Genomic DNA, 13,181 nt, shown 5'->3' with positions numbered 1-13,181 from the left:
AACACAGCGCTAACCAGCGGCGCGGCGGTGCGCAGCACCACTGCTGGAAGCGCTTGGTTGAACCCGTCGAATAAACCCATGCGGCAGGACCGCACGGTGCAATAGCGGATTCAGACCGGCGAACAAAACTCAGCGAAGCGGTTCTGGCCGGGCGCTGCGTCGCAGGCAGTACGGGTAGTACGGCAAGACGCGGCAACAACGCCAGCAGGGTTCTGTTGGCCGCTCTCAGTCCAGGACGCGGGCGTCTTGCTTGGCACGCAGAAGGTCTACCAGCAAGGCGTCGCGTGCAGCCACCAGCTCCGCACTGGTTCTCCCTCCAAGCGCCTGCGTAACGCCGTCAGCGACACGGCTTTGCAGCGCTGGCGTCATCTGCGGAGCCCCCAGGTCCTGCCACCAGTCTTCGATGGGGCCGCCGAGGTGCGCGAGCAAATGGGCGATTCCACCTTCGCCGCCGGAGAGGTGCAAGTTCATGAAAGGCCCCATCAGCGCCCAGCGCAGCCCCGGGCCATGGGCAATGGCGGTGTCGATGTCGCTCACACTGGCAACCCCCTCGTGGACCAGATGAAACGCCTCCCGCCACAGCGCCGCCTGCAGGCGGTTGGCAATGTGCCCCTTGATTTCGCGCCGAACATGGATGGGGCGCTTACCGATGGCGGTGTAGAAATCCATCGCGGTAGTGATCGCCCGGGCCGATGTCTTTTCGCCTCCGCCCACCTCCACCAGCGGGATCATGTGCGGGGGGTTGAACGGATGGCCCAGCACCACGCGCTCCGGGTGTTTGCACTGGGCCTGCATGGCCGTAACAGACAGCCCTGAAGAGCTGGAAGCCAGGATGGCATGCGACGGGGCGGCTTCGTCTATGCGGCGCAGCAGATCCACCTTGAAGTCCAGCCGCTCCGGCCCGTTTTCCTGCACGAAGTCCGCCTGCCCCACGGCGTCCTCCAGCCGAGCATGAAAGTGCAGCCTTGCCGTGCTGGCGCCCGGCGCAAGCCCTTGCCGCTGGAGCACCGGCCAGTGCTGTGCCACGGCATCGTGCAGGCGCTGCTCGGCCCCCGGAGAAGGATCGTGGGCATCCACGTTCAGCCCCCGGGCGAGAAAGTACGCAGCCCAGCTTGCACCAATGACGCCAGTGGCAACCACCGCCACCCGGTTCACGGAAGCATCCATGTCCGTGCCCTTCAGGACTCGGCCGTGAAGCCGATCTTCTTGACCAGAGGCCCCCATCGATCTGCCTCCGCCTGTTGCGATGCGGCCATCTCTGCGGCGGTGGAGCCCTTGGCAATCAGGCCCACCACAGCCAGGCTGTCGATCACCGACTTTTCCTTGATCGCCATGTTGATGGCAGCGTTGGCGGCTGCAACCACGCTGGCCGGTGTCTTGGCGGGTGCGTAGAAGCCAAACCACTCCTCGGTCGTCAGCTCGGGGAAGCCCTGCTCCGCAAAGGTGGGCACCTCGGGCGAAAACGGCGAACGCGCCTGGCCAGAGGTGGCGATCAACCGCAGCTTGCCCGCCTTGTGGTTCGGAATGAAGTCGCCGCTGGGCGTCACCATGGAGGCAATCTGCCCACCCACCACATCGGTCACACCGGGAATGGAGCCCCGGTAGGGCACATGCTTGAGGTCCACACCGTTGTTCAGCCCCAGCAGCGCACCGATGAAATGGGGGGTAGAGCCCGCCGCTGGCGAGCCGTAGTTGGCCTGCCCCGGGTTCGCCTTGGCCCAGGCCAGGAAGTCCTTCACGTTCTTCACCGAGGCTGGCACCAGCGGCCCCACGGCCAGCCCATGGTGCATAACGGCGGCGATGGACACCGCCACGAAGTCTTTCGTGGGGTCGTAACTGAGTTTGCTGTAGATGTGCGGATAGATGGACGTGCAGGAAAACGGCGACAGCGTGAGCACGCTGCCATCGGTGGGGGCGCCCTTGAGCGCCTCCAGCGCAATGCGCCCGCCGGCACCGGGCTTGTTCTCCACCACGGCGACATTGCGGGTATACGACGAACCCGCCAGCTTCTCACCCACCCTGCGCGCCACGCTGTCACCCGCGCTGCCCGCCGGGAAGCCGTAGAAAATCTTCACCTGCTCCAGCGTCTGGGCCATCGCGCTCCAGGGAGTCAGTGCCCCCAGCGCGGTTGCATAGCCCAGGTGATTCATGAATTGGCGGCGTGTCTGCATCATCTGTCTCCTCTTTCTTGGTGGGTGAAATCGCAACAACTCAATCGATCGCAAAGGCGGGGCGAACGCCGCCTGCGCGGGGCAGACCCATGAGGGCGCGGGCCTCTGCCGGCGAAGCGGGCTCCATGTCCAGCTCCCGAATGATGCGCACGATGCGCTCCGTCAGCTGCACATTGGTGGCCAGTTCGCCCTGGCGGAAATACAGGTTGTCCTCCAGCCCCACGCGGGCATGCCCACCCAGCAGCAGCGCCGCCACATTGGCTTCGAGCTGCGAGGGGCCGATGCCACTCACGCAAAAGATGCTGTTGCGCGGCAGGGTGTCCACCATCATCTGCAGGTAGCGCGGCGAATATGGCATGGCGTTCTGGAAGCTGCGGTGCACGTTCATCACGAGGTTGATGAAATGCGGGCCCTCGTCGTGCCCCTCATCGATCAAGGTGGTGGCATCCTGCAGGATGTGTGTGGGGCTGAACACCTCCCACTCGGGCTTGATGCCGCGTGCCTTCATGCCCAGTGCCAGTTCGCGCCCTTTGCTGAGCGGGGTGTCCATGAGGATCTCGCGGCCGTCAAAGCTCAGATTGAGCGTGGTGGCATCCAGGGTGCACATCTCGGCCCCCGCATCCATGCCCTTGATGCGCTCTTCCCAGGCGATCTCCCAGCGGTCACCGGACAGCGGCCGCACCATGTCGCCATGCACACCACCGCCGGTAGAGTTGTTGATGACGATGTCGCAGCCTTTGGCCCGGATGCGGGTGTTGATGTCGCGGTAGATATCTGCGTTGCAGGTGGCGCCATCATCCGGGCGCCGTGCATGGATGGCCACCACGCTGGCCCCTGCGTTCCAGCACCGCTGCACATCGTCGGCAATTTCACCGGGCTGGGTGGGCAGGTGCGGGTTCTGCGACTTGTGGGCCATGCCACCGGTGGGAGCGATGGTGACGATGACTTTGCGCTTTGTCATGACATGGACTGGTGGAAAATGGTAATGCACCCATTATTTTTTTTAGCGTCTGCATACTCAGTCATCGCGATGACATTTGGACTCAGGGTATACGAGGACGCATTTCTCCTTCACTCTGGAGCCTCACACCATGCTGGTCAAGCTGGCGCCGCCGACGGTCGCCGATCTCCTGAAAAACTCAGCCTGGTTTCCCTTGCTGGACGAGAGCGCACAGCGACGCGTCCTGGACGACCTGCGTGAAGTCGAAGTGGCCCAGGGCAGCGCCCTGTGCCGGCGCGGCGACGTCCCCCTGCACTGGTACGGTGCCGTTGAAGGACTGCTCAAGTGGACGGTGACCTCGGACAACGGGCGCTCGGTGACCCTCGGCGGTCTTTCTGCAGGCAGCTGGTTTGGTGAAGGAACCCTGCTGCGTGGCGTGCCGCGCACGGCGGACATCATTGCGCTGCGGCCCAGCCGGGTAGCGCTTTTACCCGTGGACACCTTTGAATGGCTGCACGCCACCCAGCGCAGTTTTGACCACTTTCTGCTGCGCCAGATCAACGAGCGCATGCACTGGTTTCTGGGCAATTTCACGGCCCACCACCTGCTGGACACGGACAGCCAGGTGGCGCGGGCGCTGGCAGGTCTTTTCCACCCCTGGCTGCACCCTGGCAGCGACCCTCACCTGCAGGTATCGCAGGAGGAAATCGCCAATCTGTCCGGTGTCTCGCGCCAGCGCTGCAACGCTGCACTCAAGCGCCTGGAGGCCGAGGGTGTGCTGCAGATCGAGTACGGCGGTATCACTGTGGTGAACCTGCAAGAACTGCGCCGCAGAGTGGAATGAGGGCCGGCGCGGCGTTCGACGGGCGCAGGTGTGCAGGCCTATCGGGTGTTCACGGATTTCGGCCTGCTGCCATCACGAACGCCAAGGTCGCAGCGATCACATCGTCGGAACGATCGCGGTGGGGTGAATGCGCGCAATCGGACAGTTCCAGCAGCTGTGTTCCGGGCACGCGGGCAGCAATGCCGTGGATCTGGGCCAGCGTGCCGTACTCGTCATTGAGCCCCTGCACAGCCAGTACGGGCACACGCACGGTGCCCAGCTCTTTTTCGATGTTCCATGCGCGAAATGTCGGGTCGAGCCAGATGCGGTTCCAGCCCCAGAAAGCGGAGTCCGGGTCGTCGTGGTAACGGCCCAGCTTGCGGGGCAGGTCGGTGGTCTGGTAGGCGTCCCGCGCCTGCTCGATGTTCTGGATGGTCACATCCTCCACAAAGAGGTGGGGCGCCAACACCACCAGACCGCTGACCCTCTGCGGGAACATCGATGCGTACAGCAAGGCAATGGATGCGCCATCACTGTGGCCAAAAAACCAAGGCGGCTCGTTAACGCCCACAGCCTCCAAAAAAGCAGGCAATACCTCCCGCGCCTGCCGGTGCATGAAGTCCACACCCCAGGCTTCATCGGGCGCCCGTGGGGTGGAACGCCCATACCCCGGCCGCGAGAACACCAGACCCCGAAAGCCTCCCGCCTCGCACAGCTGCTGCGGGAAGTCCTTCCACATCGCCAGCGACCCCAGCCCCTCGTGCAGGAACACCACCAAAGGTGCAGACCGGCGCTCTGGCGCAATCCACTGGTATTCCACCCGCACTGGCCGACCTCGCCAGTCAATGGCGGCCCATTCGCTGCCCCCGCTGGTACTACCGCGCATGCCCCCGTTCACGCCCGGGACTCCAGCTCGCGCAGCCTGAAACGCTGGATCTTGCCCGTGGCGGTCTTGGGCAGCTCCGGTACGAACTCGATGAAACGCGGGTACTTGTAGGGCGCGAGTTTCTCCTTCACGAAGGCTTTGAGCTCGTCCTGCGTCGCGGCCTTGCCATCCTTGAGCACCACAAACGCCTTCGTCTTGGTAAGGCCGTCTGCGTCCTGCTTGCCGATCACGGCGGCCTCCAGCACGGCGGTGTGCTGCATCAGCGTGGCCTCCACCTCAAACGGCGATACGTAGATGCCGCTGACCTTGAGCATGTCGTCGCTGCGGCCTGCGTAGGTGTAATAGCCGTCCGCGTCGCGCACATACTTGTCGCCGCTTTTGGTCCACCCGCCCTGGAAGGTGTCGCGCGTCTTCTCGCGGTTGTTCCAGTACATCAAAGCAGCGCTGGGGCCCCGGATGTAGAGGTCGCCCACCTCGCCATCGGGCACGCTCTGGCCGTCCTCGCCACGCAGTTGCACCTCGTAGCCCGGCACGGGCTTGCCGGTGGTGCCATAGCGGATGTCGCCCGGGCGGTTGGACAAAAAGATGTGCAGCATCTCGGTGGAGCCAATGCCATCGATGATGTCGCAGCCAAAGTGCGCCTTGAAGCGCTGCGCGATCTCTGCGGGCAGCGCCTCGCCCGCCGAGGAGCACATGCGCAACGCCACCGCAGCACGCGCTGGCAACCGGGGTGATGCGAGCATGCCCGCGAAGCCTGTGGGGGCGCCAAAAAACACCGTAGGCTGGTGGTCCACCCAGCGTTTGAAGGTGGCATCGGGCGTGGGCCGCTCGGCCATCAGCACCACGGTGGCGCCCACGGACAGCGGGAAGGTGAGCGCATTGCCCAGGCCGTATGCGAAGTACAGCTTTGCGGCTGAGAAACAGACGTCCTGCTGGGTGAGGCCGAGCACCGGCTTGCCATACAGCTCGGCCGTCCACCACAGGTTGCCGTGGGTGTGCACCGTGCCCTTGGGCTTGCCCGTAGAGCCCGACGAATAAAGCCAGAAGCCCGGGTCGTCCGCGCCGGTGGGCGCTGGTGCGGCCAACGGAGACGCACTGTTCAAGGCCGCCTCCAGATCGCGGGCGCCCGCATGCAGCTTGCCCACCGGCAGCGATACCAGCAGCGTGCCCACTTCGTGCGCGCTGCGCGCCATGGCCTCGGACAAAACAGGCAGCAAGGCCCCCGAAACCAGAGCAGCCTGCGCCCGGCTATGCGCCAGCATGTAGGCATAGTCGTCTGCGGTCAGCAGGGTGTTGACCGCCACCGGCACCACCCCTGCATACAGGCAGCCCAGAAAGCACACGGGCCAGTCGCTGGTGTCGTGCATCAGCAGCAGCACCCGCTCTTCGCGCCGCACCCCCGCCTCAGCCAGCACGCTGGCCAGCCGCCGGGCGCGGTCTTCCAGATCGCCATAGCTCAGGCGCCCCCGGTCGTCGATGTAGGCCGTGCGCTCGGTATGCGCCCGGTTCAGGTCGAACAGATGTTCGGCGAAATTGAATCGCTCTGGCAGGCTGGTCATGGGGATGTCTCCGTATTGTTCTGGGCAATTCACAGGCCTTGGCAGGCCTCATAGACCGAGCGATGCCAACACACCTGGGCTGGCTTGCACCGCACTGCGCTGGTGGTAAAAGTCGAGCGCACGCAAGCCGCCCAGCTCTGCACCACCACCAGCGCGCCCCGGCCCCCCGTGCTGCGACATGGGCATCACATTGCCGTGCCCTGTGTGAGTCTGCGCCACATCGGGTGTGACGACATGCACACGCCCGTGGCTCGCGGCCAGCTGCACGGCCGCAGCTGCCAAGGCTGCCTCGTCAGCACCAAACAGCGAGGTCACCAGCGATCCTTGGCCCCTGTGCGCCAGCGCCAGGGCATGGTCCAGGTCACGGTAGGGCAGTAACGTGGCGACAGGGCCGAATACTTCCATGTCATGCACCGCAGATGCCGCATCGGCATCGCGCGCACCCAGCAGCACCGGCCCCATGCAGGCCGCTACGGCAGGGTCGGCATCCACCAGCGGGCGTGCGCGGCCATCGTGCAGCAGGTCGGTGTGGGCGCTCAAAGCGGCCAGACCTTCGCGCACCGCGTGCAATTGCGCGGCGCTGACCAGGGAACCCATGCGCACGCTCTCGTTGCGCGGGTTGCCCACGCTGATGCCTGCGAGCTTGGCACCGATGGCCTCGGCCGCAGCGTCGTATACCGCAGCGGGCACCAAAATGCGGCGGATCGCCGTGCACTTCTGCCCGGACTTGACCGTCATCTCGCGCACCACTTCACGCACCAGCAGGTTGAAGGCATCGCTGCCCACGGTGGCGTCGGGCAGCAGGAGGGCAGAGTTCAGGCTGTCGGCCTCGATATTGGCCCGCACGGAGCGGTGCGCCACGGCCGGGTGCGACCGGATGACAGCCGCAGTTTCCGCCGAGCCCGTGAAGGAGACCACATCGAAAGGCTGCAGCTGGTCCATCAAGCCCGCAGAGCTGCCCGCGACGACCGACAGCGCCCCCGCAGGCAGTACGCCCGCATCGATCACATCCTTCACCATGCGCTGCGTGAGCCAGGCCGTGGCGGTGGCGGGCTTGACGATCACCGGGACGCCAGACAGCAACGCAGGCGCCGCCTTCTCCCACAGCCCCCAGGCCGGAAAGTTGAAGGCATTGATGAACAGCGCCACACCCCGCGTGGGCACCTGCAGGTGCTGCGACAAAAAGACCGGCTCCTTGCCCAGCTTGACCGCGTCGCCATCGCGCAACACCCGCACATCACCCAGCGCATCGCCCCACCGCGCATACTGGACCAAGGTGAAGATGCCGCCGTCGATGTCCACCGCCGAATCGTTCTTCACCGTGCCAGAGTTGGCGGTTGCAATGTCGTAGTAACTCTCACGGTGTGCCTGCAGTACCTTCACCACCGCCGCCAGTAGCGCGGCCCGCTCACGGTAGGTCATGGCGCGCAAGGCGGCGGCGCCGCGATCCCGTGCAAAGGCAAAGGCTTCCGGCAGATCCAGCCCCGTGCAATCGACGCGCACCAGCGCGTCGCCCAACACCGGGTCGCTGAGCACGGTGCCCGGGCCGTTTCCGGTTTGCCAGCGTCCAGCGGCAAAGTTGGCCAGGAGTTCAGTCATGCAGGTCTTTCAAAAAAGGGATCGGTATGGCGAGAAGCGCCAGAAAGGAGGGACCGCTTTAACGTGTGAACTGGATCTGCCCCTCCGGCAGCAGATAGAGCACCAGCGCACGCCCCTGGGCCACCGTGGGGCGGTGGGCGCTGGCCGGTGGATAGACGCACCACCCAGCGGGGTGCCCGTCGAAGGTGGCACCGGCCGTGAGCGGCATGATCAAATCGATTTCCCCCAGCGGATGGCTGTGGTGAGGGCCCGCAATGTCCTGCATGTCCACCACATCGACGGAAAAGCGATGCAGCGCATCGTCAGCCTTGAAGACGCGGCCGTAGCGGATGCCGCCACCTTCGCGGTCGCACAGCCACCCCTCTTCCACGCCCACCAGGCAGGCCGCCTTGAGCCCTGCATAGGCAGCGCTGTCAGGCCCATGGGTCTGGTTGAGCCAGTCCTGCAGTTCGGAATCCAGAGGTCGCCCGGCGATCTGCGCGGTCAGATCCACCAGGGCTTGATGAAATGCGGCTTTGTGGGGCATGGCTTCTCGGGGGCTAGGAAAATGGGGGCCCGCACACCTTTTTGATCTGTATCCTTGTGGATTTTTCAGATGCGCAGTATTTTGCTTGCACATGAACAATAGGTAATGCATGGCTGAATGTCAAGCACTATAGTGCATAAATTGTTTTCACCGAAGGGGTGGAAATGCGCCGTGGTGAAGCGCCCCAGAGCGCGCTCGACCTGCCACTACCCACCAATACCCGCCAATGGGCTGTAAGAACCTGTTCCAAGAAAGATGGGCATGACCGAACAAGAAGACGCAGAAACCGCGCTCTCCACGCGTGCCGACAACATGCCGGGGGCTGCGGAAGAGGCCAAGAACCCCCTGCTGGTCGCGCTGGGCGAGCGCGTGCGCAACCTGCGCGCACAGCGCGGCCTCACGCGCAAGGCCGTGGCGGTGGCGGCCGACGTGTCCGAGCGGCATCTGGCCAACCTCGAATACGGCACCGGCAACGCGTCCATCCTGGTGCTTCAGCAAGTGGCAGGCGCCCTGCACTGCTCGCTGGCCGAGCTGGTGGGCGACTTCACCACACGCTCGCCGGAATGGCTGCTGATCCGGGAGCTGCTGGAGCACCGCAGCGAGCCCGAGCTGCGCCGTGCGCGGCTGGCGCTGAACGAACTGTTGAGCGGCGGTGGCAGCGACACGGCACGCCACAGGCGCATCGCACTCATTGGCTTGCGGGGCGCGGGCAAATCCACCCTGGGCCCCCTGCTGGCGCGCGACCTGGACGTGCCCTTTATTGAGCTGAGCCGCGAGATCGAAACCCTGGCGGGCTGCAGCGTGCGGGAGATCCACGACCTGTACGGCACCACGGCCTACCGCCGCTACGAACGCCGCGCCCTCGAAGAAACCGTGCAGATCCACAGCGAAGTGGTTATCGCCACGCCCGGTGGCATCGTCTCGGACCCCGCCACCTTCAACGAGCTGCTCGCGCACTGCACCACCGTGTGGCTGCGCGCCGCACCCGAGGAACACATGGGCCGCGTGCTGGCCCAGGGCGATATGCGCCCCATGGCCGCCAGCAAGGAGGCCATGGACGACCTGCGCCGCATCCTGGAAGGGCGCGCGGCCTTCTATTCCAAAGCCGACCTCACCATCGACACCTCCGGGAGCAGCCTGGAAGACAGCCTGCAGCAACTGCGCGCCGGAGTGCGCAAGCTGATGACCGCCCGGCCAGGCTGACCTCCTCCCCACCACCAGCCCACAGCCTCGAAGCTCTCTGGGGCTGCCGCCGCGTGGTTTCAGAAAAATCCGCAGAAAACAGCGACATGCATTGACTTGCCTATTGATATGCATGATGATGCACATCAACGATGCATTTAATGCACTATTATTCCTGTTAGCAGATGGATGGAGACCCCATGACCACACCCGCCCCCACCCGCGTGGACTACCGCACCGATCCCACCCAATACCGCCACTGGGCGCTGGCCGTAGACGGCCCGGTGGCGCGCCTGTCGCTCGACATCGCCGAAGACGGTGGCATCCGCCCCGGCTACAAGCTCAAGCTCAACAGCTATGACCTGGGTGTGGACATCGAGCTACACGACGCACTCAACCGCATCCGCTTCGAGCACCCCACGGTGCGCACAGTCATCGTCACCAGCGCCAAGGACCGCATCTTTTGCTCGGGCGCCAACATCTTCATGCTGGGTGTCTCCAGCCACGCCTGGAAGGTGAACTTCTGCAAATTCACGAACGAGACGCGCAACGGCATCGAGGATTCGTCCAAACACTCGGGCCTGAAGTTCGTCGCCGCCGTGAATGGCGCATGCGCGGGCGGTGGCTACGAGCTGGCCCTGGCCTGCGACGAGATCGTGCTGGTGGACGACCGCTCGTCGGCCGTGTCTTTGCCTGAAGTGCCGCTGCTGGGCGTGCTGCCCGGCACTGGCGGCCTGACCCGCGTGACCGACAAGCGCCATGTGCGCCACGACCTGGCCGACATCTTCTGCACCAGCGTGGAAGGTGTGCGCGGCCAGCGCGCGGTGGACTGGCGCCTGGTGGACCGCATCGCCAAGCCCGCGCAATTTGCCGCCGCCGTCGATGAAACCGCCGCACGCCTGGCCGAAGGCAGCCCCCGCCCCACCAGCGCGCAGGGCGTGGCCCTGACCCGCGTGGAGCGCGAAGAAAGCGCCGACAGCCTGCGCTACGCACACGTCAGCGTGGACATCGACCGCACCCGCCGCACCGCCACGCTCACGCTGAAGGCCCCCACCGGCGCGCAACCCACGGACATCGCTGGCATCGAAGCCGCAGGCGCCGCCTGGTGGCCGCTGGCCCTGGCGCGCCAGCTGGACGACGCCATCCTGAACCTGCGCACCAACGAGCTCGATATTGGCACCTGGCTGCTCAAGACCGAAGGTGATGCCCAAGCCGTGCTGGCCAGCGATGCCGCGCTGATCGCGCACCAGGACCACTGGCTCGTGCGCGAAACCATTGGCGCACTGCGCCGCACCTTTGCGCGGCTGGATGTGTCGTCGCGCAGCCTGTTTGCGCTGGTCGAATCCGGCTCGGCCTTCGCAGGCTCGTTGGCAGAACTGGCGTTTGCGTCCGACCGCACTTACATGCTGGCCCTGCCCGATGATGCCGAGCGCGCACCCAAGATCACGCTCAACGAGTTCAACTTCGGCCTGCTGCCAATGGTGAACGACCAAAGCCGCCTGCAACGCCGCTTTTACGAAGAAGCCACGCCCATGGAGGCAGCCCGCTCGGCCGCCGGCAAGCCACTGGACGCCGATGCCGCGCTTGCGCTGGGCCTGGTCACCGCCGCCCCGGACGACATCGACTGGGACGACGAGATCCGCATCGCCATCGAAGAACGCGCGGCGATGTCGCCCGACTCGCTCACCGGGCTGGAGGCCAATCTGCGCTTTGCCAGCAAGGAGAACATGAACACCCGCATCTTCGGCCGCCTGACCGCCTGGCAAAACTGGATCTTCAACCGCCCCAACGCTGTGGGCGACAAGGGCGCGCTCAAGGTCTACGGCACTGGCCAGAAAGCTGGCTTTGATCTGAACCGCGTCTAGCCCCAACCCCGACCGTTCGGTTTTCCATCCAACGAGGAGACATCCATGAGCACCATCAACTACAGCGAGAAGATCCCCAACAACGTCAACCTCGGCGAAGACCGCACGCTGCAGCGCGCGCTCGAAGGCTGGCAGCCCAACTTCATCAACTGGTGGGACGACGTGGGCCCCGAGGGCTCCACCAACCACGAGGTGTACCTGCGCACCGCCGTGAGCGTGGACCCCAACGGCTGGGCGCAGTTCGGCCACGTGAAGATGCGCGACTACCGCTGGGGCATCTTTTTAAACCCCGGTGACACCAACCGCGAAATACACTTTGGCGACCACAAGGGTGAAAAGGCCTGGCAAGACGTGCCCGGCGAGCACCGCGCCAACCTGCGCCGCATCATCGTGACGCAGGGCGACACCGAGCCCGCCTCGGTCGAGCAGCAGCGCCACCTGGGCCTGACGGCGCCCAGCATGTACGACCTGCGCAACCTGTTCCAGATCAATGTGGAAGAAGGCCGCCACCTGTGGGCCATGGTCTACCTGCTGCACAAGCACTTTGGCCGCGATGGCCGCGAAGAGGCCGAGGCACTGCTGCAGCGCACCTCGGGCGACGTGGACAACCCACGCATCCTGGGCGCGTTCAACGAGAAGACGCCCGACTGGCTGGCGTTCTTCATGTTCACCTACTTCACCGACCGTGACGGCAAGTTCCAGCTGGCAGCGCTGGCCGAGAGTGCCTTCGACCCGCTGGCGCGCACCACCAAGTTCATGCTGACCGAAGAGGCGCACCACATGTTTGTGGGCGAAAGCGGCATCTCGCGCGTGCTCAGCCGCACCGCGCAGGTGATGAACGACCTCAAGACCGACGACCCCGCCCGGGTGCGCGCGGCCGGCGCCATCGACCTGCCTACCATCCAGCGTTACCTGAACTTCCACTACAGCGTGACCATCGACCTGTTCGGTGCCGACCAGTCCAGCAACGCCGCCACGTTCTATAGCTCCGGCCTCAAGGGCCGCTACGAAGAGGGCAAGCGGAGTGACGACCACATCCTCAAGGGCCAGACCTACAAGGTGCTGGAAGTTGTCAACGGCCAGTTGCAGGAGAAGGAAGTGCCCATGCTCAACGCCTTGAACGAGGTGCTGCGCGACGACTTCATCAAGGACTCGATGGCGGGCGTAGGCCGCTGGAACAAGGTGCTGGAAAAGGCCGGCATCCCCACGCGCCTGGCCGTGCCACACAAGGCCTTCAACCGCCAGATCGGGGCGCTGGCGGGCATCAAGATGTCACCCGACGGCCGCGTGGTGAGCGAAGCCGAATGGACAGCCCGCAAGGCCGAGTGGCTGCCCACGCCCGAGGACTTTGCCTTCGTTGCCTCGCTGATGGGGCGCGTGGTGGAGCCCGGCAAGTTTGCGGGCTGGATCGCGCCGCCGGTCATGGGCATCAACCGCCAGCCCGTCGATTTCGAATACGTGCGGTTTGGTTGATCCCCCTGAGCCGCTGCGCGTTTTCCCCCCGAAGGGGACGCCTCCAGCGGCCCGGCAAAGCCGGTTCCGCGGTGGCACTGGCATCAGGTCGCGCCACTGCTTACCGCTGCGCGCAATGGCTCAGGGACATGGCACCGGAACAACTGTTGGAAGAAGA

11 protein-coding genes are annotated in these 13,181 nt (G+C 65.1%); 4 read left to right on the top strand and 7 right to left on the bottom strand.

Going from position 1 to position 13,181, the window contains the following annotated elements:
- Nucleotides 1-225 precede the first annotated feature (225 nt).
- From LPA35_RS07200 to LPA35_RS07190, 3 genes are read right to left on the bottom strand one after another with little or no spacing between them, the layout of a single operon-like run.
- Nucleotides 226-1,167: a 3-hydroxyacyl-CoA dehydrogenase NAD-binding domain-containing protein gene (locus LPA35_RS07200; RefSeq protein WP_228896190.1), complete on the bottom strand. Its 942-nt coding sequence runs from the start codon at nucleotides 1,165-1,167 to the stop codon at nucleotides 226-228.
- Nucleotides 1,168-1,178: 11 nt separating this feature from the next.
- Nucleotides 1,179-2,171 (bottom strand): Bug family tripartite tricarboxylate transporter substrate binding protein, encoded by a 993-nt coding sequence (locus LPA35_RS07195; protein WP_228896188.1) that lies wholly within the window; start codon nucleotides 2,169-2,171, stop codon nucleotides 1,179-1,181.
- A gap of 40 nt (nucleotides 2,172-2,211) precedes the next feature.
- Nucleotides 2,212-3,132, bottom strand: coding sequence for a 3-keto-5-aminohexanoate cleavage protein (locus LPA35_RS07190; RefSeq protein WP_055393320.1), 921 nt, complete (start codon nucleotides 3,130-3,132; stop codon nucleotides 2,212-2,214).
- A gap of 130 nt (nucleotides 3,133-3,262) precedes the next feature.
- Between LPA35_RS07190 and LPA35_RS07185 the strand changes: the two genes are divergently transcribed.
- Nucleotides 3,263-3,955, top strand: a complete 693-nt coding sequence (locus LPA35_RS07185; RefSeq protein WP_228896186.1) for a Crp/Fnr family transcriptional regulator — start codon at nucleotides 3,263-3,265, stop codon at nucleotides 3,953-3,955.
- Nucleotides 3,956-4,004: 49 nt separating this feature from the next.
- Here LPA35_RS07185 and LPA35_RS07180 read toward each other — a convergent pair whose 3' ends face one another.
- From LPA35_RS07180 to LPA35_RS07165, 4 genes are read right to left on the bottom strand one after another with little or no spacing between them, the layout of a single operon-like run.
- Complete coding sequence (locus LPA35_RS07180) at nucleotides 4,005-4,820, bottom strand: alpha/beta fold hydrolase (RefSeq protein WP_228896808.1); 816 nt, start codon at nucleotides 4,818-4,820, stop codon at nucleotides 4,005-4,007.
- An 8-nt stretch (nucleotides 4,821-4,828) separates the two neighbouring features.
- Nucleotides 4,829-6,379: a benzoate-CoA ligase family protein gene (locus LPA35_RS07175; protein ID WP_228896184.1), complete on the bottom strand. Its 1,551-nt coding sequence runs from the start codon at nucleotides 6,377-6,379 to the stop codon at nucleotides 4,829-4,831.
- Between the two features lie 48 nt (nucleotides 6,380-6,427).
- Complete coding sequence (locus LPA35_RS07170) at nucleotides 6,428-7,978, bottom strand: 3,4-dehydroadipyl-CoA semialdehyde dehydrogenase (RefSeq protein WP_228896181.1); 1,551 nt, start codon at nucleotides 7,976-7,978, stop codon at nucleotides 6,428-6,430.
- 58 nt (nucleotides 7,979-8,036) lie between these two features.
- Nucleotides 8,037-8,504: a DUF4863 family protein gene (locus LPA35_RS07165; RefSeq protein ID WP_228896179.1), complete on the bottom strand. Its 468-nt coding sequence runs from the start codon at nucleotides 8,502-8,504 to the stop codon at nucleotides 8,037-8,039.
- A 261-nt stretch (nucleotides 8,505-8,765) separates the two neighbouring features.
- On the opposite strand from LPA35_RS07165, the gene LPA35_RS07160 reads away from it, so the two are divergent.
- The 3 genes from LPA35_RS07160 (at nucleotide 8,766) to boxB (ending at nucleotide 13,024) form a co-directional block, all read left to right on the top strand.
- Nucleotides 8,766-9,707, top strand: coding sequence for a helix-turn-helix transcriptional regulator (locus LPA35_RS07160; protein ID WP_228896176.1), 942 nt, complete (start codon nucleotides 8,766-8,768; stop codon nucleotides 9,705-9,707).
- Nucleotides 9,708-9,886: 179 nt separating this feature from the next.
- Nucleotides 9,887-11,551: a 2,3-epoxybenzoyl-CoA dihydrolase gene (boxC, locus tag LPA35_RS07155; protein WP_228896175.1), complete on the top strand. Its 1,665-nt coding sequence runs from the start codon at nucleotides 9,887-9,889 to the stop codon at nucleotides 11,549-11,551.
- Nucleotides 11,552-11,596: 45 nt separating this feature from the next.
- Nucleotides 11,597-13,024, top strand: coding sequence for a benzoyl-CoA 2,3-epoxidase subunit BoxB (boxB, locus tag LPA35_RS07150; RefSeq protein ID WP_121508556.1), 1,428 nt, complete (start codon nucleotides 11,597-11,599; stop codon nucleotides 13,022-13,024).
- The last annotated feature ends 157 nt before the right edge of the window (nucleotides 13,025-13,181 follow it).

Source organism: Acidovorax sp. Leaf73 (assembly GCF_916855635.1).
Taxonomy (GTDB): Bacteria; Pseudomonadota; Gammaproteobacteria; order Burkholderiales; family Burkholderiaceae_C; genus Acidovorax; species Acidovorax facilis.
Note: the sequence above shows the minus strand (reverse complement) of the source record. Positions and strands in the feature narration are given on the sequence as shown.

Bases quoted from the DNA above. Each gene is read 5' to 3' on its own strand.
- LPA35_RS07200 (WP_228896190.1), bottom strand. From the start codon at position 1,167: ATGGATGCTTCCGTGAACCGGGTGGCGGTGGTTGCCACTGGCGTCATT.
- LPA35_RS07195 (WP_228896188.1), bottom strand. From the start codon at position 2,171: ATGCAGACACGCCGCCAATTCATGAATCACCTGGGCTATGCAACCGCG.
- LPA35_RS07190 (WP_055393320.1), bottom strand. From the start codon at position 3,132: ATGACAAAGCGCAAAGTCATCGTCACCATCGCTCCCACCGGTGGCATG.
- LPA35_RS07185 (WP_228896186.1), top strand. From the start codon at position 3,263: ATGCTGGTCAAGCTGGCGCCGCCGACGGTCGCCGATCTCCTGAAAAAC.
- LPA35_RS07180 (WP_228896808.1), bottom strand. From the start codon at position 4,820: ATGCGCGGTAGTACCAGCGGGGGCAGCGAATGGGCCGCCATTGACTGG.
- LPA35_RS07175 (WP_228896184.1), bottom strand. From the start codon at position 6,379: ATGACCAGCCTGCCAGAGCGATTCAATTTCGCCGAACATCTGTTCGAC.
- LPA35_RS07170 (WP_228896181.1), bottom strand. From the start codon at position 7,978: ATGACTGAACTCCTGGCCAACTTTGCCGCTGGACGCTGGCAAACCGGA.
- LPA35_RS07165 (WP_228896179.1), bottom strand. From the start codon at position 8,504: ATGCCCCACAAAGCCGCATTTCATCAAGCCCTGGTGGATCTGACCGCG.
- LPA35_RS07160 (WP_228896176.1), top strand. From the start codon at position 8,766: ATGACCGAACAAGAAGACGCAGAAACCGCGCTCTCCACGCGTGCCGAC.
- boxC (WP_228896175.1), top strand. From the start codon at position 9,887: ATGACCACACCCGCCCCCACCCGCGTGGACTACCGCACCGATCCCACC.
- boxB (WP_121508556.1), top strand. From the start codon at position 11,597: ATGAGCACCATCAACTACAGCGAGAAGATCCCCAACAACGTCAACCTC.